This is a genomic window from Mastigocoleus sp. MO_188.B34, assembly GCF_030065675.1.
GTDB lineage: Bacteria > Cyanobacteriota > Cyanobacteriia > Cyanobacteriales > Nostocaceae > Mastigocoleus.
Genome location: NZ_JASJDK010000099.1, coordinates 1 through 24060, shown reverse-complemented (window position 1 = coordinate 24060; position 24060 = coordinate 1). Strand labels below are relative to the sequence as shown.

Annotated in this window: 18 protein-coding genes and 1 pseudogene; 13 read left to right on the top strand and 6 right to left on the bottom strand. The window is 37.5% G+C overall.

What is annotated here, in order from left to right; genetic code table 11:
• Positions 1-105: 105 nt before the first annotated feature.
• A complete protein-coding gene (locus QNJ50_RS20635; protein WP_300638738.1) occupies positions 106-2250 on the bottom strand; it encodes a peptidase domain-containing ABC transporter in 2145 nt (714 codons plus the stop codon).
• 611 nt (positions 2251-2861) lie between these two features.
• Between QNJ50_RS20635 and QNJ50_RS20630 the strand changes: the two genes are divergently transcribed.
• The gene (locus QNJ50_RS20630) at positions 2862-4211 is read left to right on the top strand and encodes an HlyD family secretion protein (RefSeq protein ID WP_300638736.1); all 1350 of its coding nucleotides are present in this window, start codon (positions 2862-2864) and stop codon (positions 4209-4211) included.
• Positions 4212-4774: 563 nt separating this feature from the next.
• Positions 4775-5470: a 5'/3'-nucleotidase SurE gene (gene surE / locus QNJ50_RS20625; protein ID WP_300638734.1), complete on the top strand. Its 696-nt coding sequence runs from the start codon at positions 4775-4777 to the stop codon at positions 5468-5470.
• Between the two features lie 14 nt (positions 5471-5484).
• Here surE and QNJ50_RS20620 read toward each other — a convergent pair whose 3' ends face one another.
• Positions 5485-5805 carry a hypothetical protein gene (locus QNJ50_RS20620; protein WP_300638732.1) on the bottom strand — a complete coding sequence of 107 codons (321 nt, stop codon included), beginning with the start codon at positions 5803-5805 and terminating at the stop codon, positions 5485-5487.
• A 645-nt stretch (positions 5806-6450) separates the two neighbouring features.
• Here QNJ50_RS20620 and QNJ50_RS20615 point away from each other — a divergent pair.
• Positions 6451-7131, top strand: a complete 681-nt coding sequence (locus tag QNJ50_RS20615; protein WP_300638730.1) for a sugar transferase — start codon at positions 6451-6453, stop codon at positions 7129-7131.
• A gap of 251 nt (positions 7132-7382) precedes the next feature.
• Here the strand turns inward: QNJ50_RS20615 and QNJ50_RS20610 are convergent, their stop codons facing one another.
• A complete protein-coding gene (locus QNJ50_RS20610) occupies positions 7383-8495 on the bottom strand; it encodes a M20/M25/M40 family metallo-hydrolase (protein ID WP_300638728.1) in 1113 nt (370 codons plus the stop codon).
• Positions 8496-8924: 429 nt separating this feature from the next.
• On the opposite strand from QNJ50_RS20610, the gene QNJ50_RS20605 reads away from it, so the two are divergent.
• The 3 genes from QNJ50_RS20605 to QNJ50_RS20595 all read left to right on the top strand — a co-directional run bounded on the left by QNJ50_RS20605 (position 8925) and on the right by QNJ50_RS20595 (position 11679).
• Positions 8925-9425, top strand: a complete 501-nt coding sequence (locus QNJ50_RS20605; RefSeq protein WP_300638726.1) for a hypothetical protein — start codon at positions 8925-8927, stop codon at positions 9423-9425.
• A gap of 342 nt (positions 9426-9767) precedes the next feature.
• Positions 9768-10991, top strand: coding sequence for a sulfite exporter TauE/SafE family protein (locus tag QNJ50_RS20600; RefSeq protein ID WP_300638744.1), 1224 nt, complete (start codon positions 9768-9770; stop codon positions 10989-10991).
• On the top strand, positions 10969-11679 hold the full coding sequence (locus QNJ50_RS20595; protein WP_300638724.1) for a hypothetical protein: 711 nt from the start codon (positions 10969-10971) through the stop codon (positions 11677-11679). Before QNJ50_RS20600 ends, QNJ50_RS20595 begins: the two co-directional genes overlap by 23 nt.
• A gap of 89 nt (positions 11680-11768) precedes the next feature.
• Here QNJ50_RS20595 and galE read toward each other — a convergent pair whose 3' ends face one another.
• Complete coding sequence (galE, locus tag QNJ50_RS20590) at positions 11769-12767, bottom strand: UDP-glucose 4-epimerase GalE (protein WP_300638722.1); 999 nt, start codon at positions 12765-12767, stop codon at positions 11769-11771.
• 251 nt (positions 12768-13018) lie between these two features.
• Between galE and QNJ50_RS20585 the strand changes: the two genes are divergently transcribed.
• Positions 13019-13750, top strand: a complete 732-nt coding sequence (locus QNJ50_RS20585; RefSeq protein ID WP_300638720.1) for a hypothetical protein — start codon at positions 13019-13021, stop codon at positions 13748-13750.
• Between the two features lie 290 nt (positions 13751-14040).
• Entirely contained in the window at positions 14041-15792 is a 1752-nt protein-coding gene (locus tag QNJ50_RS20580) for an ABC transporter ATP-binding protein (protein WP_300638742.1), read from the top strand.
• Between the two features lie 236 nt (positions 15793-16028).
• Here the strand turns inward: QNJ50_RS20580 and QNJ50_RS20575 are convergent, their stop codons facing one another.
• Positions 16029-16871 (bottom strand): hypothetical protein, encoded by an 843-nt coding sequence (locus QNJ50_RS20575; RefSeq protein ID WP_300638718.1) that lies wholly within the window; start codon positions 16869-16871, stop codon positions 16029-16031.
• Between the two features lie 401 nt (positions 16872-17272).
• Positions 17273-19099, bottom strand: coding sequence for a penicillin-binding protein 2 (gene mrdA / locus QNJ50_RS20570; protein ID WP_300638716.1), 1827 nt, complete (start codon positions 19097-19099; stop codon positions 17273-17275).
• Between the two features lie 219 nt (positions 19100-19318).
• Between mrdA and QNJ50_RS20565 the strand changes: the two genes are divergently transcribed.
• The 5 genes and pseudogenes from QNJ50_RS20565 to QNJ50_RS20545 all read left to right on the top strand — a co-directional run.
• Positions 19319-20446 carry an ABC transporter ATP-binding protein gene (locus QNJ50_RS20565; RefSeq protein ID WP_300638714.1) on the top strand — a complete coding sequence of 376 codons (1128 nt, stop codon included), beginning with the start codon at positions 19319-19321 and terminating at the stop codon, positions 20444-20446.
• Between the two features lie 89 nt (positions 20447-20535).
• Positions 20536-21621 (top strand): spermidine/putrescine ABC transporter substrate-binding protein, encoded by a 1086-nt coding sequence (locus tag QNJ50_RS20560; RefSeq protein WP_300638712.1) that lies wholly within the window; start codon positions 20536-20538, stop codon positions 21619-21621.
• Positions 21622-21829: 208 nt separating this feature from the next.
• Positions 21830-22720, top strand: a complete 891-nt coding sequence (locus QNJ50_RS20555; RefSeq protein WP_300638740.1) for an ABC transporter permease — start codon at positions 21830-21832, stop codon at positions 22718-22720.
• A gap of 248 nt (positions 22721-22968) precedes the next feature.
• Positions 22969-23316, top strand: coding sequence for a histidine triad nucleotide-binding protein (locus QNJ50_RS20550; RefSeq protein WP_300638710.1), 348 nt, complete (start codon positions 22969-22971; stop codon positions 23314-23316).
• A 433-nt stretch (positions 23317-23749) separates the two neighbouring features.
• Positions 23750-24060 (top strand): annotated as a pseudogene (locus QNJ50_RS20545) (photosystem II q(b) protein); the annotation flags it as partial.

The window sequence follows — 24060 nt, the reverse complement described above, 5'->3', positions numbered from 1 at the left end:
TATGGCTCTCCTAGACTGAGTATGATAAACGAGTAGTTCAAAAGAGTTTAAAACCTTAATTAGGGCAGAATTCAATCAGCTAAAAATAAGTTTTTATAACACCTTCTAAGGGTTTAAAAAATCTAAATGGTTACCCGATTGAGAACGCAATTCTTCGAAAGTTCCTTGGATTTTTAATTGACCTTGATCTAACAGTATTATCCAATCAGCCTTGGAAATTACCCGGGGACGGTGACTGATCAAAATTGTAGTTTTTCCTTTACGAAAAGCAAACAATTGACTCAAAACTCGATTTTCACTAACTGGATCTAGCCCCCCGGTTGATTCATCCAAAATCAAAATAGGTGGATCGTTAATTATTGCTCTGGCGATCGCAAGTCTTTGACGTTGACCTCCAGAAATATTCGCACCAAACTCACCTAAAATAGTCTGGTATTTATCTGGTAACTTACTAATAAAACCATCAGCTTCAGCAATTTTACAAGCAAGCACCATTTGCTCAAAACTAGCTCTCGGAGCAGCTAAACGAAAATTTTCCACAATCGTTCGACTCCAAAAGTGAGCATCTTGAGGAACCAGAACAATCTGTTCTCGCAAACAATCTAAAGATAAATCCTTTAAATTATAATCACCTATGCGAATGTTACCCGACTGAGGTACATACAAACCTGCAATCACTTTAGCCACACTACTTTTACCACAACCTGATTCGCCAATCAACGCCACAACTTTTCCACCAGGAATGCGGATGTTAAAGTCTTCCAACAGATTTAATCTACCGGAATAATGAAATGTGAGGTTATCACAGGTAATGTCAGCGTCACTAGGAATTTTAGCGTAATGCTTCTTCTCGTCGTCTTTTGTTTCTGGCGTCGCGTCAGTCACTTCCGATAAGCGTTGGGTAGCAGTCTTGACCATCGTAAATTCATCGACAAAGGAAACTACAGTACTAATAAATGACGACAAATTCCGATTCATACTGGTGAAAGCTAGCAACTGACCAATAGTAATTTCCTGATTAATTACCAAACTACTGCCATACCAAAGTAAGGCTAAATTACCATTGGTAGCAACGAATCCAGAGAATACATTATTGATAATACCAATTTGAATAGTACCGAATGATACGTTAGCAAATCGAGAAAATCTAGCTTGTAATTCCTCCCAAAATTGCGGTACTGCATTGGTTGTTTTGAGTGTTAATGCACCTTTGAAAGTTTCAACCAAAACACCTTGATTTTCAGCTTCCAAAATCAATAAATTTCTTGACTTGCGCTGTAGTGAGGGTAGGAAAACAAATGTAGAACCAGTCATCAAAATTGCAATTCCAACTGCGACCAATGTCAATATAGGGCTATAAAAAATCATCACGCCCAAAGAGACTAATGCGATCGCAGATTGACTGGGTACAGCAATTACTAATTGTGATACTAACTGGTTAATCTTTTGAATATCTTCTAACCGACTCACCACTTCACCACTACGGCGAGCTTCATAATACTTTAGAGGTAAGCGTAAAATTTGTCGTCCAAATTCAAGTATCAGACTCAGTTGCAACCTTTGGGCAAAATGGGCGACTAAGTTAGATTGAACCATCCTTAGGCTGTAACTGACGATGTTCATCACTAAAACAGCAATTCCTACTTCCCTCAACATATCCATGTCACCCCGAACGAGTACATCATCTGTGAGGATTTGCATCAGGATAGGAGAAGCAAGGGAAAGCATACCAACTATGATGATACAAACAAGAGCCTGAGCCAGAATACCTTTATAAGGCCACACCCGAGAAAAGAAGCGCCCAAATCCTCCGATTTTGTCATTCGGTTGCTCGTAAAAACGGCTTGAATCTGGCTCCACCAACAGCATGACCCAGTTTGCCCATCCTTCAACCAACTCTTTCTTAGATAAGTAACGAATATTGATCGCTGGGTCTGCAACTACGTATTTATTTCCTTTCTGTCCGTATAAAACAACCCAGTGTTTTCCTTTCCAGTGAATAATCGCCGGGAGTGGTGCTTTTTTTATTTGATTAACCAGTTCTGGTGAAGCTCTGACTGCTCGAGCATTAAAACCTAGAGCTTCTGCTCCCTGTCTTAAGCCCAACATGGTTGTTCCTAGTTGTCCCGTACCTATTGCTTCCCGAACTCGGTTGAGGGCAAATGTGCGCTGATAATGTTTTGCAATGGCAGCCAGACAAGCGGCACCACAGTCTTCTTCACTATGCTGTCGAACAAACTGATATTTCATAATACCTTGCGGCTATATCCTGGAAACCTCGATTTAATAACCGGAGGTGGTTGACTTAGACTATAGATTTTCTTCTTACTAAAAGCTTGAAAAATTAAACTATATCCTATGCTTAACTTGGTCTAAGTTAGTGTTTTTTAATCATTTAAGGTTCTACTCCATTAGAGGTTGAAAATTGACTTTACAACTTGTGATATGGCTGATTTTAACAATAAAAACACACTTTTAAGTTACTTAAATTTGATGGCAAATTATTTTACAATGTTGCTTTGATCACTTTACTTGAGTAGCAAATTTTGCACTAACATTAACGAATAAAATTATTTGCAATAATCTACAATCTTTGGCATAAGAGGTTTTAAATAATTACTAATAATAACAGGTAGGATCTAAAAAAAAGATATAAGGTTACATGAAAAACATCATATTAGTAATAAATAATATTGCCATACTGTTTTTTTTATAAGTTTGCATTAAATTGAATATTTCAATATAAACTAAAAAAGCGTATATCACGATTGACAAGAATATTACAGAAATAATTCCTTTGAGCAAATCTGTGATGCTTTTCTTAGTTAATTTATATTAGTCAATTTATATATTGATTTATCATGTTTATTGAAAGCAAACCCATCGAGAGTAAACCTGAATATTTACCCCAAATCGGGAGTGAAGATCTGTTACCGGAAATTGGTACTTGGACAAGATTGGGAGGCTTGGTTCTACCAGGTTCAGTTGGGATTGCAGTTGCACTAGCTGCAACCACCGAGTATCCGATGACAGTAAAAACAACTGCTAGGGTACGCCCGATTGGGGAAGATCGAGTCGTGGAAGCAGCAGCATCGGGAATGGTGACCAGCATCAAGGTCAAACAGAATCAAGTAGTTGCAAAAGGTCAACCAATAGCTACCATTGATGATTCTCAACTAAGAACAAAAAAGAGTCAGGTTAAACTGCGGATTCGTCAGAATCAATTGGAATTATCTCAAATTGATGCCCAACTATGGGCATTACAAGCACAGATTAATGCTGAATCTAAGTCCGTTGAGAGACAAGTTGCATCAGCACAAGCTAAATTAAGACGAACCAAGAGAGAATATAGAGACAAAGAAATTGGTACTCAGGCACAATTACACGAAGCAATTGCAAATCTAGACTTAGCCAAGGAAGAGATGAAGCGATACCAAAAGCTGGGTAATACCGGAGCTATCTCTGAATTGCAAATTAAAGAGAAAGAACAATCTTTTAAAGCTGCACAAGCTAGGGTAGAGAATGCAAAAGCTCAAATAAACCCAACAAATGCAGAAATCTCCATTGCTCAAGAAGAAATAGCGCAAATTAAGGCTAGGGGTGAATCTACTTTAGCTGCATTGCACAAAGAAAAAGAAAGCATCGTCCAAAGGCGAATCGAAATCGAAAATCAAATTATGAGCGATCGCCAGGAATTCAAACAGGTTCTTGAGGATTTACAAAAAACTATAGTTAGGGCTCCAATGGCGGGAACTATTCTCAACTTAGAATTAAGAAATCCCTCCCAAGTAGTCAATCCAGGGGAAGCTGTTGCACATATTTCTCCCGGTTCTGCTCCCTTGGTGGTTAAAGCTCGGGTTACAGCAGAAGACATCAGCAAAGTTAAAATTTGCAAGGCTGTCAAAGTTGCTGATTGTCAGGAAGGCAAAGTCCAAATGCGAGTTTCTGCTTACCCATATCCAGACTATGGCGTCCTTAAGGGTGCAGTTAGAGAAATAACCGCCGATACAGTGGAAAAAGAGCAAAAATCTCTCACTCCCGAACCACCTTCTTATCAAGTGACCATCGAACCAGAACATTCTTACTTAGAAAAGCAAGATGAACATTTTGATTTACAAGCAGGGATGGAAACTACAGCAGAAATAATTTCCCAAGAGGAAACTGTATTAACTTTCCTTCTCCGCAAAGCCAGATTAATTACAAACATTTAACTTTATGTAAAAGAATGAAGAATATCTAGATCGCATAATTTTTTGAGTATAGGGTCATGGGGGAAAAAATTTCGCGTATAAACTTATTGGAGACGTGGTGCTGCTGCGTCTCCAAAGAGACTAAAGAGTAAGTTGAACTCCACAACAATCCTGATTGAAGCTCCCTAATTTTTTCTCTAACTTGCTGAAAATAACTTTTATCGCACTACGAAGTTACGTTAGGACATATATTTACCCTAAAAGCAATACGTATTAGGCTTATGTCCTACGGACACGCGATGCTAATGACTTATGTCCTTACGGACACGCAATACCTAGAGCCTGCGGCGACGGCGTTAAACCTTACGGTATGGCTGCGCTTACGCCGTAAGGCGCGTCTTTGCCTCTAGCTGCGCTACCTGCGGATCCGGTACGCTTACGCTAGCCGCTTGCGCGTAGCGCTATATATTTGCGTTGATTTGATTCCGAATCTGCTAATTTTCTTCTTGATGAACGAAAATATAATTTGCAATATATATTGGCTCTTTGTTAAAAGAAAAGACCAGTAACTAATTAAAAAAGTTATGACTTTTATACTCACCAATGACGATGGAATTGACGCTCCCGGAATTCAAGCACTCTACAAAGCTGTAAATTCATTACCACAACGCAAACCACCAATTATCGTTGCAGCTCCTAAAGAACATCACTCCGGTTGCGGACATCGAGTAACTACAAACATTCCCATCCAAATTCAAAATCGCTCCGAAAATGAATATGCAATTTCAGGTACTCCCGCAGATTGTATTCGTGTTGCTGTAAGTCACATCAGTCAAGATATCAAATATGTACTTTCAGGAATCAATGCTGGTGGTAACATGGGAGTGGATACATACATTTCTGGTACTGTTGCAGCAGTTAGAGAAGCAGCAATGCACGGTGTTCCAGGAATTGCAATTTCACAGTACAAAAAAAAAGATTTACAGTTTGATTGGGATGTGTCATCCAAGTGGACTGCGAAAATTTTAGTCGATTTACTCGAACGTCCTATAGAAATAGGTAGTTTTTGGAACGTAAATTTGCCCCACCTATCTCCGGAAAGTCCACAACCGGAAGTGATATTTTGTGAATCATGCACAAAACCTTTACCCATCAACTATCACATAGAAGGGAATAACTTTTACTATACCGGTGAATATGCCAAACGAGAAAAAACTCCCAATAGTGATGTTGATGTCTGTTTCTCAGGAAAAATTGCTGTCACCAGACTGAGATTGTAACTTTTTCCTACCCACTATTTTTCTGTCCCTTCAAGTATATCCATTAAACGGTTGAGACTCTGGGTCAATCCAGTGATTTTTTTCAGCGAGTCATCTTGGTTGTCAGCTAGAGTCTCAATGACATTGCAAAGCGCCAATATTTGATAACCTTGCTGCTGGATTTGCTTTCCTTGCTCCTCAACTTGAACGCTTAAATTATCAATTCTATTACCAAGATTTTCGATGGTTTGGGTTGTGGCTAGGACAGCTTCCCCTATTTGTTCCACAATAGACTCTAAGCCATTAACTCTAGCATTCATTTCTTTGACTTTATCTTCAACCTCTGTTGGAATCATATTTTTCAAACCTTAATTCTGAGATAGCACCACAAAAATTTATTTGAGCAAAAAATTATTTAAGCAAATAAAAAGTAATAGTAGCACTCGAAGCATTCAAAATACTAAGTGAAACTTACAGCTTATACGGAAGTATAACTAAACATATTGATACCAGAATTAGATAATTTAAAGTTAGATAAAGCAAGTAGCTAGCATTCAATTATTAAATACAACTTAATTTTATAATTCAAACAAAACAACTAGTTAAATATATTACTCTAAAATCTATCTATTCATCAAGCAGACAAAGGTGTTTTATCCCCTTTTCTCTGCATTATACGCAGATTAACACTCAGAAAACATTAATTTATATTTTTAACTTTAATTAGTTTAGTGTTTTTTTTGACTGACACTACAACTAGTGAATTAATAGCAAGCAAGAAGACAAATAAAAAGAATTTTCAGGTCACTATGTCAATTATCATCCCCCATAAGAAATATTTTTTTCGCTTTATCGTAAATTTATTAAAAGCGATCTGATAGATTATCTTGATGAAGATTAAGTAAATATACTGTTTAACAATGATTAATTGAGTAAGACTAGGTCTATATTCATAATTAAAGACTCATAAATATATTTTTTATCTATTATTTCGCCGAGCAATGTACCAGACATCATTAACAGCATATTTTAGGGGGGGAAATTCCAGCACTTGGAAATTACAACCCGAACCACATCCTTCTGCAACATCAAAATTTAAACGTTGTTTGGACATTGTCGGTAGTCTGGTTGGACTAGTAATTTTGGCAATTCTATTTGTACCGATAGCTATTGCAATCAAGTTTGACGATCCAACAGGTCCAATATTTTTCGAGCAAGAACGTTACGGACTTCAAGGACGCCCATTTCGTCTTCGTAAATTTCGTTCTATGGTGAGTGACGCCGAAAAGCTCAAGTCTTTAGTTGAAAACGAAGCAAATGGACTGTTTTTTAAAAGTAAAAATGACTTTAGAGTCACAAGAGTCGGTAAGTTTCTTCGAAGCAGTAGTTTAGATGAGCTACCACAATTTTTTAACGTTTTGGTGGGTGAGATGAGTTTAGTTGGAACGCGTCCACCAACAGCAGATGAAGTAAGCAAATATCAAGGTCACCACTGGGAGCGTTTAAATGTCAAACCTGGTTTAACGGGAGAATGGCAAATTAATGGACGTTCCCAAGTCAAAGATTTTGAACAAGTTGTTAAATTAGATTTGCAATATCAGAAAAAGTGGCATCCACTATATGATGTACTCGTCCTTGTTAAAACATTTCACATTCTTTTGGGTCGTACTGGAGCATTCTAGATAATACCCTTTAGGGTTTAACTGCTCTGAGTTGTTGAAATAAAAGAAATAAACGGGAACGGAAAAATTGGTAAATGTAAACAGCAAAGAATAAATTTCCGAGCAGCAAAAAATTTATTTATGACCATACATCTTTGTTAAAAATTTTTCCTATTCCCTATTCTCCATCTTCTGCTCCTCCTTCAGAAGATCTTGAACTATTATGAGATGGACAATGAGGAGATAAATAACAAAACTTGTAATCTAAATATTTAAGTATTATTCTTTACGGGAGTTTTTAGAGATTCTCTATTTTCAAGTAAATCGGTGGTTGCATCAACAATTATTTGTGCTGCACCTCTAAAAAACGAACGCTCAATATTAATAAAAGTATCACTAGGTTTATGGTAGTAAGGTGTACGAAGATTAGCGGTATCTGTGATTAAAACCGCTCCTATTCCCTGATACCAAAATGGAGCATGATCGCTACGCAATACATCAGGTGTGAGGATACCTTTAAGAGGGATCGGCAACTTTAAAACAGATGGTTGAGATAAGGTTTTTAAATAGCTGGCTTTTGAATTCCCATTTGAGTTTTCAGACTTTGAAGCTAGTAGCTTGGGAGTACCAAAGGAATTTAATAAAGGTAAATGTTCTATATCGCCAATGACTGCAAGAAAATCACCCTGATCGCTAGGTGGAGTTATAGGTAAATTATCGGGATATTTTTGACAACCTGAAGTGTAACAGCCATAACCCACCATATCCATTACAATTACCCCTGCGAGGTTTTCCATATGTTTTGGCTGAGCAGTAAAAGCCAAACTACCTAAAAGTCCAGCTTCTTCTTTATCAAAAAAAACTAATTCTAAGGTTCGAGGTGTTGGAGTTTTTCCTAGAATTCGAGCCATTTCCAAAATGACAGCAACACCACTAGCATTATCATCGGCTCCAGGAGATCTAAACACCGTATCATAATGAGCTCCAATCAGAATTGCTCCAGCATTTTCTTCAGTTCCTTGACGTTCGGCGAAAATATTAATTCCTTGGGGAAATTTTTCTAATTTTGGTTCCCATCCTAATTTTTTTAGTTCATTAACAATATAACTACGAGCGCGTTCTCTTTCTGGGGAAGTATAACGCTGAAAATTTAATTTATTCAGGTGTGTAAATAAATTTGTTTCAGATACTTGAGGATAATTATTTACTGGTGTAGAGTAATTTTGAAGCTGGTTTTTGTTAGTTGGAGGTTGGGCTTGTAAAGTAGTTTTATTACTTTTGCTTGCTGAAATAATTTTAGACTTTGGTGCTTGCGAAAAACCACCATTTCCAACTACGAAAAATACTGCTGCTAATAAAAAAATTAGCCATATCCATTTTTTCATTATCTTTCCCACTTGAAATTTGGATGATGTGATGTGTGCTTAGGAATATGGATTAAATAAAGTACAAAAGTAGGGTGCTGTTAGCATTGCGTAACGCACCATTCCAGATTTAAGAATTACAGGTTATTAAATTCTCATTCCTTAGATGGTGAAGACGATAAATATTTAATCCAGTTTGCTCTATAGAAACCAACAATAAATCAGTAAATTTTCAATGCAGTAGTAGTATATAACACCTTGATTTCTGTTTTGTCTTATATCCTTATAACTTTTCTTAATATATTTGCTTTTACCTCTGTAAGTCTTATTTTTACTAGGATTAAGACTGGAAATTTTTTTAAGTTTGACATTATGTCTTTTGACTTCATGCGTATTTACACGTAAGGTATTTGGGATTCTCTACAGCGTAATTAATTTTCATTGCAAACCATGAAGAATAAATCTTTGGTTGCTGTGCTCGGATTATCCTGTTTCAGTTTAATTTGTTTGACAAGCTGTCTTGCTAATGCTAGCCCTAAAACTGATAAAGGCAAGCATCACCATCATAAACAAGTAGAAATTCCTGCTACTCAAGATGCACCAAAAGTAGATTTAATAGTCCACAAAGATACAATAAAGGGGTGGAATTTAGAAATCAAGGTTGCTAATTTTAAGTTTGCGCCAGAACGAATTAATAAAAATTCAGTATTAAATGAAGGGCACGCTCATTTATTTATAAATGGTAAAAAAATTACCAGGCTTTACAGTTCTTGGTACTATCTCAATAATCTCGAACCAGGTAATAATGAAATTAGCGTTACTTTAAACACTAATAAACATGAAGATTTAGCAATCGGCGGTAAAGTCATTAAAGATACGGAAGTTATTCAGGTAACAACAGACAAGCCACAAGGTCACAAAAAGCATCACAATAACGAGCATCAAATGTAGATTTTTTATTTTACATGAATCAGTTTGATTACTGATGCTTTGTATTTGATCATGTCAAGACATCGGGTTAGCATCAACCTTACCTTAAGTAAAGAATAATCTTATATCCTTGTTTTTTAGATTAGGAGTACATCAACCTAACTTAATATTTCTGAGTTTTGTTTTTGTGAGAAATGAATGTAGCGCTACGAGGCAAAGATTATTAAGGAATGAGAATTTATAATAAACTGCAACTCTGAAATTTGGAATGGTGCGTTACGCAATGCTAACAGCACCCTACTTTTGTACTTTATTTAATCTACATTCTTAAGCATCAATAGCCTTTAATTGTATAACAACATGATGCTGAATTTATTACTCATTATGACCCTAGGTTTTCTAGGGAGCTTCGGACACTGCTTGGGGATGTGTGGTCCCTTAACAGTGGCTTTTTCTTTATCTAAAAATCAACAAAATCCCCATTGGGTAGAACAGTTAAGGTTTCACTTATTGTTAAATGCAGGGCGAATACTAAGCTATACACTTTTTGGCGCTGGAATTGGAGCCTTAGGTTCGGTATTACTCGCTGGGGGACAATTAGCGGGAGTAGGTAGCACCTTACGTCAGTGGATGGCAATTATCGGTGGTTTAATGTTGATATGGTTTGGAATTCAACAAATTAAACCCGATTTTCTTCCCCGTATTCCTCTATTACACCCAATTTTACAGAGGAATTTGCACAATCGCTTGAGTGCAGGGATGAGTAAGCTTTCTTTGCAAAATAGATGGTGGACTCCGGGTTTATTGGGAATGACCTGGGGATTAATGCCTTGTGGCTTCTTATACGTAGCCCAAATCAAAGCAGCGGAAACTGGTGAATTAGCAATGGGTGCTGCAACTATGTTCGCGTTTGGTTTGGGAACTCTACCTATGATGTTGGGTGTAGGGGTCTCCACATCCTTGGTAAGTAAGGACAGACGCTCTCAACTATTCCGGATGGGTGGTTGGGTAACTATAAGCATCGGTATCATTACTCTGCTGCGAACCGGACAAACAATGGTGGACTACACAGGACACGCAGCATTGATGTTTTTAGCTTTAGCCTTAATTGCTCGTCCTCTAAGTGGTTTGTGGGCTTCCCCTTTACGTTACCGACGCGCTCTGGGTGTGGGTGCTTTTGTACTTTCCCTTGCACATACTATTCACAAAGTCGAACATTCGTTTGAATGGAACTTAGAAGCTGTTTCTTTTTTTACAATTGAATATCAATGGGGTACTTTAGCAGGTTTAATCGCATTATTGTTAATGGCTCCAGCTGCTTTTACCAGTTTTGATAGTTTACAAAAATACTTGGGTCATTTGTGGCGCAAGATTCACTTACTCAGCGTTCCAGCTGCAATCCTAAGTGTATTTCATGCGGCAATCATTGGTTCTCACTACCTTGGTTCTTTCGATGTCAATTGGCACAATAAATTAGCAACTTTGATATTGATTATTGTTAGCACTGGCGTAATACTGCTGAGAAGTAGATATTTTTGGTCACTTTTTGGTTTACAAAAGTTTTATGTACCCAGCAAAAAATCCTAGCAGAATTGTTTATACAGCCAAAATAATTCACACAACCAAAAATATTTTGAAACTTTGCAATACCTCATTCTTTGGTTCTGGGACTTGTTTACTTTTGATTCTGACTTCAACTACTACAAATTTTTCCTCAGTTTACGCCCATAAAGTTAAAATAGACTCCGATGTTGGAGCAACATTACATATCGAGCCCAATGATAACCCCAGATCTGGCGAACCTGCAAAAACTTGGTTTGCATTAACCCGCAAGGGTGGTAAAGTAATACCCTTATCAGAATGCGATTGTAAATTAAAAGTCTATAAAGAACCTTTTAAAGTTGACAGTCCTCCCATCATTGAGCCAGAGCTAAAAGCAGTTGACGCTGAAAGGTATCAGGGTATACCAGGTTCTGAGATTGTTTTTCCTCAACCAGGTGCGTATCAACTCAAACTTAGTGGTTCTGCCATTAATCCAGGTAGTTTTAAAGCATTTGAATTGAATTTTCCTGTAACAGTTGCTTTTGGGAAAAAAGTTGCAAAAAATACAGATGAGTCAAGGATAATTCCTCAAGAAGATAAAGCTGTAGATCGAAAAGAAATAAAAAAGCCTGGAGAAACAAAGACTATTACATTTCCAATCTGGGGTATAGGTTTATCTGCGATCGCAGTTATGGGAATATTATTTATCGCGTTGCAAAAAATTAAGCAGTGATGGGATTGGGTATGGAAGATGAAAAAATATTAGATTAGTACCCTGAAAAATATATATACTAGTCGCCAGTCCCCAATCCGCAATCACCATTACTTATGCCGCTTTTGGTGCCAATTCCAGGCGTGGGCAATAATATCCTGAATATTTGGATATTTAGGTTCCCAACCTAAAATTTGTCTCGCCTTATCACTGCTACCAATTAAAGCTGGTGGATCTCCAGGACGACGATCGCATTCTATAGCTTTGATATTTTTCCCTGTCACTTGCTCGGCTGCTTGAATAACTTCTTTGACAGAAAAACCATTGCCATTACCTAAGTTAAATACAGCACTATCCCCACCCTTAAGTAAGTATTCCAAACCTAATACATGAGCATCAGCTAAATCATTAACGTGAATGTAGTCTCTAACACAAGTCCCATCGCTAGTGGGATAGTCAGTACCGAAAATAGAAATTGACTCCCGCTTTCCTAAAGCTGTTTGTAAAACCAGAGGAATCAAATGGGTCTCGGGATTATGATCCTCTCCTAATAAGCCAGAGGGATCGGCACCAGCAGCATTAAAATAACGAAAACGTACTGATCGCAAGTCGTAAGCATTGTTAAAGTCAGAAAGGATTTTTTCTACCATCAGTTTGCTTTCCCCGTATGGATTAATTGGATTTTGGGGGTGATCCTCGGGCATAGGAACTGTTTTGGGGACGCCGTAAGTCGCACAGGTAGAGGAAAAGACAAATTTTTTCACAGAAGCAGCTAGCATCGCTTCTAGGAGGACTAACGTACCGATTACATTATTTCGATAATATTTCGCCGGATCTTTTACCGATTCGCCCACATAAGCATAAGCACTAAAGTGTATAACAGCAGTAATATCTCGACTGCTGAATAATTCATCCAATAATTGGCGATCATTTGTATCGCCCTCAATTAGTTCTACCTCTAAAACCCTTTCTACCAAATCACGATGTCCATAGACCAAATTGTCCAAAATTATAACTTTATACCCAGCTTTTTTAAGTGCATATACTGTATGAGAACCAATATATCCAGCTCCACCTGTTACCAAAATGGTAGGATTTTCTTGTGTCATAGTTTTTCCTTGTAGCTACGTAGTTGCTCAATTAATTTAATTTAATTCATCAAAATTACGGATCTAGGATTCATAAATACTAGACAGATCCTAGAGGAATTGCACTAAAATCACTACGACGGTAGTCTTTGTGTGTGAGGCGTGATGTGTTTGAAGTTAGTAAATGGTAACAAACATCATTTGCACGGAAAATAAATCCTTCGCCGAAAAACCACAAGCTGTCCGCGAAACGAAGATTTGAGAGTAAATCTATGTTCGTATTACTAAGCCGGGTTTTATTGTGGCTGCTGATCGGGACCATTATTTTTTCGCTATTTCGGAGATTTTATCCGTCGGGAACATTTTTAGGACGATTATTACTAATCATCCTGTTAGTAGTTATTGGCTTCGCTTTCTTTACTCCTGGCGAACCAGTGATTTCTTCACTATGGGAAGTTGTATCTTTCCCACTTAGACCTCTGGGGGCGGCGATTTTACTGATGATTCTTGCCTCACAGAAAATGAAGAAAGGTGGAGACATTGGCGATCAGGGAGGATATTTGGTAGGTGGAGCTTTGGCAATATTACTATTTGCCAGCACGCCAGCAGTTGCTTACTTTTTGGTTAGAGCTCCAATTGCTATGACTGGCGATACACAAATAGCTCGCCAGGAAGTGATTCAAAATTATCAAAATGCTGTTTTTACAAATTCACCATCGGAAACCTTGGTAGCTTTTGGAAATAATACGCAAAATAATTCTGTAACTGATATAGCAGGCGATAGCATATTTACTAGTGTAGATACTGATTCTTCTGTTTTGGCTTGGAATCCGGCAAATTTGAAAGTGTCGCCTTATCTTTTACAAAATCCTCAAGAAATCGGCCGCAGAGGTTTGCGTTTAGAAGATTTTGTCCCTAACGCTGAAACCTTGCAGCTAACAACCCAGGTTTGGGACAGTTACCTAAATCAGGTTTCTTTCTTCTTGCGTGGTAACCGTAACTAGAATTAGGAGGTTAAAAAATATATCCATCGGGGTATCCTGCTACGCCTTCGTAGCAGAAAGTACTCCAATTTTTTAGTTCTAATTTTTTTAGTTCTAATTTTTTTAGTTTTAATTTTCGCTAACTTTTTATTTCCGCAATATGTTTAAGGCGTAATTTTTAGGGTGCATCATACTATAACCCATAGTTCAGTCGGAGATAAAATACGCTCTTTTGATTTTTATTCGCCGTCAATGATAGAGTTAATACATACTAAGGAGTGTCAAAAGAGACAAATTTCTACATTGCTGGAATGGCAAAATCACGACGACTTACTACATTAGGTAACTACCTACGTCCCCATTGGCAAGAAACAGCACTAGGAATTTTTGCTCTGCTGGCTGTCAATGGGTTGGGCGTTTATATCCCTTTACTTATTCGTAACTGTGTAAATAAGCTTTCATCTAACTTTAATTTAGAGGATATTTTTAATTATGTTGCCATTATTGCCCTACTTAGTTCGGCGATGTGGTTAATTAGAATGGCTTCAAGAATTTGGTTGTTTGGGGTCGGACGTCAAGTAGAATTTGACCTCAAACAAAATATTTTTGAGCATTTGTTGACATTAGAGCCATCTTATTTCGCTACAAATACTCCTGGCGATCTAATTAGTCGTGCGACCAATGATGTAGATAATATTCGTCGGTTATTAGGTTTCGCCGTATTGAGTTTGGCAAATACCTCTTTCGCTTATGTTTTAACTTTACCAGTAATGCTATCGCTGAGTTGGGACATTACCATCTTCTCATTGGCAGTATATCCGGCAATGTTTTTACTGGTGCAATTGTTTAGTAACCGTCTTCGCAACGAACAACAACAAGTACAAGAAAAGCTCTCTTCCTTAAGCGATTTGATTCAGGAAGATATTAGCGGAATCGGTGCCTTAAAGATTTACGCTCAAGAAGAGAATGAACGACGTGCTTTTGCAGATAAAAGTCAAAGACTACTGGAAGCAAACCTTGATTTAGCTAAAAGTCGTAACACTCTTTTCCCAATCATCGGTGGACTTGCAAACATCAGTTCCCTAATAATTATTTGGCTGGGTGCTGGTCGTCTGATTTCTGGAACAATGAGTGCTGGCGATCTAGTTACATTACTAATTTACATTCAACAGCTAGTATTTCCCACAGCACTTTTAGGATTTACCATTACGGCTTACCAAAGGGGAGAAGTGAGTGTAGATCGGGTTGAGGCTATTTTGAGCGTTCAACCAAAAATTAAAGATGCTGGGGATACCGATAATTTAGAGCGATCACAAGTTAAAGGTGAAATTTCTGCTGTTAATCTCACTTACACCTATCCTGGAGCTAGCACCTCTGCTTTAGATGGGTTGAACTTCACAATTAAACCTGGTGAGATCATTGCAATTGTTGGCGCGATTGGTTCGGGAAAAACAACCTTAGCTAACTCTTTACCCCGACTGCTAAACATCTCACCCGGACAGTTATTTTTAGATGGTGTAGATATTACCAAGTTATCTTTGGGCGAATTAAGGGGTGCGATCGCCTATGTTCCCCAAGAAAGTTTTCTTTTCAGTACAACAATCAAAAATAATATCCGTTACGGGGATCCGGTTAGCGAGCAGGAGGATGTGGAAACAGCAGCGAAACAGGCTCAAATCAGTTCTGAAATCGCTAATTTTCCCCAAAAATACGAAACTGTAGTTGGCGAACGCGGTATTACACTTTCTGGAGGACAGCGTCAGCGTACAGCCTTAGCGAGAGCAATGCTAGTCGATGCTCCAGTTTTAATCTTAGATGATGCCCTTTCCAGCGTTGATAACCAAACTGCTACAGCTATCCTGAAAAATCTTTCTAAAGGTGCGCAGCGAAAAACTGTAATTTTTATTACCCACCAACTTTCCGCAGCAGCATCAGCAGATCGGATTTTTGTCATGGATAAAGGGAAAATTGTTCAGACTGGAACCCAAGAGGAATTAATACAACAACCAGGACTTTACAGAACTCTTTGGGGTCAACATCAGGTTGAAGAGTTATTGCATTAGAAAGTTTATCTTCGATGCTTGTTTTGTACTTAAATAATCTGATTACCTATCCCACAACTCTTACTTTTCCCGTTAAATCTGTTTTGCTGCAAGCTGTTAACCCTCATACGGGTGGTGGAATTGTAAATAAGCTCTATAAATTTTTACTATTGTTGCAATGAGTATTTTAATAAGTTTTAGTCTGATTAAATTTGCCTAGCAAGCAAAATTTATCCACTGCTATACAAAAGTCGAATTCAAGCATTAAAATCTTCACTAATTTCTGCCCAAACAGCATCATAAGTAGAATTGATTTGAATCTTCTTAAGACTTTGAATTTTGAGCTTGGAATCTTCAGGAAGAATACCTTCAATAACCCCTAATCCTCTACCAGTTGGAGCATTTTTCCTTAGATTCACTGAAATTGATGTTTCAACTATCGCATCAGCTGAAGGGACTTGATTACTCTTTATAGTTTTGTCATCTTCTAAAGTAAGGCTGCCCGATTTTACCTTACCAAGATAAACCCATCCAACTATTTTAGTTCGCTGTTGTGTTAGTTGCTGTAATAGTTTTTTTTCCACACTTGCTTGTTTTGCGATTTGTGAATCACTTTCAGTTGTCTTTGAATCGCTGCTAATCGCAGTCAGTCGTTTACCCAATTTTGTTCGTATTTGCTCTTTGAATTCATTTGTTGCAGAAGAATCTTCTAAAATTAAATCCCTAATTGTACTCTTCATCGCCTCATTTTCACTGACAATGGCAATAGTGAATAGAATCGATTTATCAGTTTCACTTGCTGCTAAAGAATAGAGACTTGCTAAAGCAATTTTAGCTTTAGTTGGACTATTACCGGCAAGATTCGGTAGCTGGTCTTGAATGCGCCTTGAAAACTCTTGTATCCTTTTAGTTTCCAACTCACGTTCTTTAAGCTCGACCTTAATCTTGTCCAAACTTTCTAAAGCATCAGTTGCACTCTCAGCCGCTTTGTTAGATTGCCATGATGTATAAATACCAAAAATTGATACTAGGATAGCTGTCACAATCTGTAACTTCTGAAGGAATGTGAGTCCGCTTTCTTTTTTTATAGAATTATTCATCTTTTATATAATTATTCATCTGTCTTACGAGGATGTAAGAGAAATGAAAAACCTTAACAGGAAAATAATTACTTGACAGTTAAGATTTTTTCCCACCACTTATTCTTAGTATATATTCAGCGCTCTTTTAAAGAGCGTTATTAATACATGTAATTTACTTTTATTGATTATTTTTCACGTAAAAGATTAACGCATACCACTCAATAAAAAAATATTTTATACGTTGTATTAGCACTACTTGATGCTAGTGTCATATGATTAACCCTCTAATACAACTCAATTTTTCAACTGGCAACTCGAAGTTGAAATCACTACCACTGAGGGTTTTACTGGTCTTGCAAGTCACATCAGTCCCAATGTTGTCTGAGAGTATATATACAGTAATGATAAAAAAATGATATCTACGATTTCTTCGCTTCGGGCTTATTGTATTTATTCGGATATTTGCGCCCAAAATAATCTTTCAATACCTCTAAAACCATCGGTGCAGCAATCTTACTACCACCACCACCAGCATGTTCCCCAAAAGCTAACACCATGATTTCCGGTTTATCAAATGGAGCATAAGCACCAAACCAAGCATGATTTGCTTTCACCCGGTTAGGCTTCCAAGCTTCAGCAGTTCCACTTTTACCAGCTGTAGGCGGAATTATTGGTTTGTTTAAAATTGTACCAGTTCCTTTAGTTACTACTTGTCGCAGTCCATCGCGAATAACCTTCACAGTGGATGGCTTCATTCCCAAAGAAGTTCGCCATTTTTCTATCTGATTTTTATCTTCGATCAAATGAGGTTGGACCCGATAACCACCATTTGCAGATATAGCAAACATTACCCCTACTTGTAATGGTGTCGCCAAAAGCGCCCCTTGACCGATGGACATATTTGCCGAATCCCCTACAGTCCAAGGACGTCTCCAGGTTTTGAGTTGATAGTCATTATCTGGAACTAAACCCCTCGATTCTTCTGCTCTAAATTCAAAGCCAGTTCGTTTACCAAATCCAAATTTACGAGTCCACTCTACTAAAGTTGTACCCCCAACTCTTGCACCTACTTGATAGAAGAATGTATCGCTACTCCAAGCCATAGCGCCAGTAAAACCTAAAGGTCCAAATCCTCTATGGTTCCATTCTCCAAATCTATGTCCCCCAAAAGTAAGAGAACCATAGGTAGGTAATACAGTACGAGGAGAATATTTACCCGACTCTAAACCTGCAGCAGTAGTAACAATTTTGAAGGTACTTGCCGGTGGATAAGCCCTTAATGCACGATTAAGTAAAGGATTATTCCGCCCCCGAAGAATACTGAGAATTTCCTTGGCTTTTACTCTTTGCTTAGTAAAAACATTTGGGTCGAATGTTGGGTAAGATACCATAGCCAAAACACCACCTGTTGTCGGATCTAGGGCAACAATTGTCCCGTTACGACCTTTCAAAGCCTTACTAGCAGCTTTTTGGATATCCAAATCCAGCGTTAGTCTAATATCATTACCAGCTTTAGCTTGCTTTTCTCCTAAAACTCTAAGCGGGCGACCTTTACCATCCACTTCCACACGTTGACCGCCCCATTCACCCCGCAACTTTTTCTCAAAGGCTTTTTCTACACCTTTTTGCCCAATTACATCCCCCAGACGATAGCCTTCTTTTTTCTTCTCTTTAAGTTGTTCAGCTGTGAGTTCGCGAGTATAACCTAACACGTGAGCAAAATCCTTGCCATGGGGATAAAACCGCACTGCATCCCGGTGAATCTCAACATTCTTTAATTCACTAGCATATTCTTTAAGTGCGGTTATTTGCTCGATAGAAATATCGCGGGCAATTCTCACCAAAGAAGAAGAATTTGGACCAGCTTCCTCCAATTGTTTGCTAATTTCTTCTTGGGGAATTTTAAGAATTGATTCTAATCGCGGACCTACAAGCGACCAAGATGCTTTTTTATGAGCCATTGGCCATAAGTATACAGAATGAGGGTAGCGTGTTGTTGCTAACAATTTACCATTGCGGTCAAAAATATTACCCCTTTCCGGCTGTTTGGGAATGATACGAATTCTGTTAGCTTCAGCACGTTCCCGGAGGTTTTTACCTTCAAAAATCTGTAAATATACTAAACGACAGGTAATGCCGGTCGTCATTGTTAAAGTGAATAAAACTAAAAATACAGACTGAAAACCTCTGCCAACGGTACGAGTATCCTTTTTACCACCATATAGGGATGATTGTAGTAAACTCATAAAATTTAATGTAATGACAAAATTAGTAATATATGTATACGATTAACCCAATATTCCACCCGGCAGCTAGTTGAAAAATTTTTAAAACAGTTGAAAATTATTTACGGAATAGTTAATTATTTTTGCTTAATACAGTAAATTAAAGTTGCAAATGTAGTCTGCCTAGTAGATTACAATCACAGTAAAAATACGTAAAATAAAGCTATTTTTTTAAAGGCTATGGCTCAAACTATAACTCAAGATCGGGGGAAAAAGAAAGCTTTTGAATCCAAAGATGTGGAGTTGAAAAATGTATTTAAATTTTTTAATAAAGAGCCAGCAATATGTGGCATTAATTTAGACATAAAGCAAGGTGAATTCTTCAGTATTCTTGGTCCTTCTGGATGTGGTAAAACGACTACATTACGTCTAATAGCAGGTTTTGAAAGGGCTAATACTGGAAATATATTAATACAGGGTCAATCCATGAGCAGAGTTCCTGCTTATCGACGACCGGTGAATACAGTATTCCAAAGTTATGCTTTGTTTAACCATTTGAACGTATGGGATAACGTAGCTTTTGGATTGCGCTTAAAAAGAATGTCCAAAAAAGAACTAAAAGCTCGGGTTTTAGAAGTCTTAGAATTGGTAAAAATGGAAGGTTTGCGATCGCGCTATCCATCTCAGCTTTCTGGAGGTCAGCAGCAGCGAGTAGCTTTAGCCAGGGCTTTAGTTAATCGTCCAGCGGTATTGTTATTAGACGAACCTCTAGGTGCATTAGATTTAAAGCTGCGCAAGGAAATGCAGGTAGAACTTTCCAATTTGCATCGGGAACTAGGATTAACTTTTGTCATGGTAACCCACGACCAAGAAGAAGCTTTGTCCCTATCTGACCGAATTGCAATCATGAACCAAGGTAGAATCGAGCAAATTGGTCAACCAGCAGAAATATACGAATTTCCCCAAACACCTTTTGTTGCAGATTTTATTGGCGATACCAACTTATTTGAAGGGGAAATAGTCGGAGCAAATAATGAAGAGATTGCAATCTTAACAAAAGCAGGTATAAAAATTATCGTTGGCCGCCAAAAAGATACAAATTTGGTAGTTTCTAAGTCAGTTTCAGTGAGCGTGCGCCCCGAAAAAATTCAATTGTCACTTTATAGACCAAGTATAAAAAATAATTGTTTTGAAGGCAGACTAGTAAACACAATGTATATGGGTACCCATATTAATTATGTAGTCGAATTGAACCAGTCTTTACGAATTAATGTTAGACAACCCAATACTGAAGGTAGTTTACCAAACTCAGACATGCCAATTTATGCTTGGTGGTCGGAAGTAGACTGTTTAGCTTTACAAAATTGATTAGCTTGATACAATCTATTTCGCTAATTAATTTTGTCATTCGTTATTTAAATTGTTATTTAATTAATTCCCGATCCCCTAATCCCCAAATGACCAGTAGAAGAAAATTTTTTCAACAAACAGGAGCAGCATTTTCTGGTTTTATGCTAGCTGGTTGTGGTTGGAGACTGGCTGAAATGCGTGTAAATCCCGTTAATAGCGATCGCAATCTACTTAATGTTTATACTTGGAGTCAATATGTAGATAGAAAATTAGTAGAAGGTTTTAGTAACCGAACCGGGATCAAAGTAGCAACCAGTGTTTATGAAGCTAATGAAGCGATGTTAGCAAAATTACGTGCTGGTGGAGGTGGAGGTTATGGCATAATTTACCCTTCCGACTACATGGTTAAAAAAATGATAGATTTGGGTCTATTAATTAAGTTAAATAGAGATAAATTAATTGGTTTAGATAATTTATTTCCTAAGTTTAAAAACCCCCAATATGACCCCAATAATAGTTATAGTATTCCCTTCAGTTGGGGAACCACTGGTTTAATATATAATTCAGAAATTCTTGACCCTCCTCCCGAAGACTGGAATTATCTTTGGAAGAACCAAGATAAGCTCAAAAAACGCATGACTTTATTAAATGATGTTCGAGAAGTCATGGGTGCAGTCTTGCGCATGTTGGGTTATTCCTATAATTCAAAAAATGAGAGTGAGATTAAACAAGCTTATGAAAAATTGAAAATTCTTAAACCAGCGATTGCGGCTTTTGATACTGATGCATGGCGCAACCAAATTTTGGCTGGAGATTTATCATTAGCAATGTGTTATTCATCTGATGCAGTCAAAATTACTCAAGAAAACCCAAAATTAAAGTATATTACTCCCAAAAGTGGTTCATCTTTATGGACAGATACAATTGCAATTCCTAAAACTTCTCCTAATATTGATGGAGCTTATAAATGGATTAACTTTATGTTACAACCACGAGTTGCAGTGCATATTAGTAAACGCCTGGGAGTAGCAACACCTAATTTAGAAGGTTATAACCAATTACCAGATCAATTACAAAATAACACCAGCTTATTTCCCTCCGAATCTACTATAGAAAATTGTGAACGTCTTGCACCCGTAGGAGATTTGGAAGCTATTTATGAGCGTTATTGGACAAAGTTAACGAGTAGCTAATACTTTCATTTAATGAACCAAACAACATTAAATTGATATTTATTTTTATATTAATCAATTTTTATTAGGGAGTAGAGAACAGGCAACAGTTATCACTAAATCATGAGTTGACAACTGTTAACTGTAGCCGGTAAGGGCGTGGCGTTAGCCATAAACTGTTAATTGTTAGCGTAGCGTGCGCGATAGCGCATTAACTGATATTGTGTCTATTCAAACTTCTTCTAAGCAAAAAATTATAAAAAAAAGGCATCGATTCAACTTAGGTTGGTTGGAAGCATTGCCTTTATTAGCACCTACTGGTATATGGTTTTTCCTTTTACTAGTATTACCAACTTTAATAATTATTGAATTAAGCTTCGTTAAAGACATTAAACCAGGGGATATCGTACAACCTAATGGATTTGATAACTACATTAGGATATTAGACCCAGTTTATTTAGAAATAATAAAAAATTCGGTTTTAATTGCTGCTGGAACTACTTTAATTTGTTTAATCTTAGCCTTGCCTACAGCTTATTGGATCGCTCAGAAAGTACCTAAGCGCTGGCAAAACTTTTTGTTACTGTCGATAATCTTACCATTTTGGACTTCATCGTTATTGCGTTCCTACGCTTGGATTACAATTCTTCGCCCCACGGGTTTACTTAATACAGTATTAAGCTATCTAGATTTACCCAGTTTAGAAATTCTCAATACCACCTATGCCGTATTGATTGGTATGAGTTACAGTTTATTACCCTATATGGTATTGATTTTATACGCCTCCTTAGAAAAACTAGATAAACGTTTATTGGAAGCCGCAGCTGATTTGGGAGCAAGTCCAATTGTTGCTTTTTGGAAAGTCACAGTACCACAAGCACTTACAGGTATTATCGCTGGTTGTTTCCTGGTATTTATTACCGCCTTGGGAGATTATATTAATCCCCAATTACTTGGTGGTGCTTCCAGCATGACTATTACCAGGTTAATTTATAACCAGTTCCTTGGATTAACGGAAAATTGGGGTTTTGGTTCGGCTTTAAGTACCACTTTGATTTTGATTGTTAGCGTTGCGATCGCTTTATTGATTAAGTTTGGTGAAGCTGAACCAAAAAAGTGAACTAAATGTGAATCGAAAATGAAATCTTTGCTTTAAGGCTGATTGATGCCAGACAATTTTCATAGCCTGTAGGAAATCTTGATGTCGCAACCCCAAATCATCTTGGTCTATGAAGCTGACGTTGCCATTCGGAATATATTTGATGATTTTAGACAATAATTGCGAATTATAAATAATGCAGGTCAATATATATGGTTCAGTTGTCCTATTATTAACAATTGACAATGAGCAGCTATATCAATTGATTAATGACTACGCAAGACACTATTTTCGGTAAAATTATTCGTCGGGAAATTCCTGCCAATATTGTTTATGAAGATGAATTAGCCTTAGCCTTTAAAGATGTAAACCCCCAAGCTCCAGTTCATATCCTTGTAATTCCCAAAAAACCCATTCCCAAGTTAGCTGAAGCCGAAAGCCAGGACGGTGAATTATTGGGACATCTATTATTAACAGCCAAAAAAGTTGCTCAAGAAGCAGGTCTCAACAACGGTTATCGCCTTGTGATTAACAATGGAAATGATGGTGGACAAACCGTATATCATTTGCACTTACATATTCTGGGCGGGCGACAGATGAAATGGCCTCCTGGTTGAAATATCTATCATTTAATTGAGTTAAAATCTCCTGGAGACGTTGCAATGCAACGCCTCTACAATCAAAAACAAGATATTTATTTGGAAGCGAATTAAAAATTAATAAACTCTAGAGTGATTAATCACATCAAAATTATCTCTATTCGATAGATAGAGCTGGTAAATAGCCCTGTCATTCCTGGAAATTATGTAACTTTATTTTGCTAATGTTTTCCTAAAAATTTTGTTCAAATCCTTTCCAGACTTATGCAAGAAGGATTAAGAGCCACTGAATAATATAAAATATTTAAACTATTTATAATAAATACTAATGATATTAATAAGTCAAAACAAATACAAAAAGGTTTACAAAACTCAAAAAAGATTCTAATCTATATTTAGTAGGCAAAAACACCTACAAGCTTTATATAAAACAAAAGCAATTATTCGTACCATGACAACCACATTACAGAGACGCGAGAGCGCTTCTTTATGGGAACGGTTCTGTCAGTGGATCACCAGCACCGATAACCGCCTTTACATTGGCTGGTTCGGCGTATTGATGATTCCTACATTGTTGGCAGCAACCACCTGCTTCATCATCGCATTTGTAGCAGCTCCCCCCGTAGACATCGACGGCATCCGCGAGCCTGTTGCAGGTTCCTTGATCTACGGAAACAACATCATCTCTGGTGCTGTTGTACCTTCTTCTAACGCTATCGGTTTGCACTTCTACCCCATCTGGGAAGCAGCTTCCTTAGATGA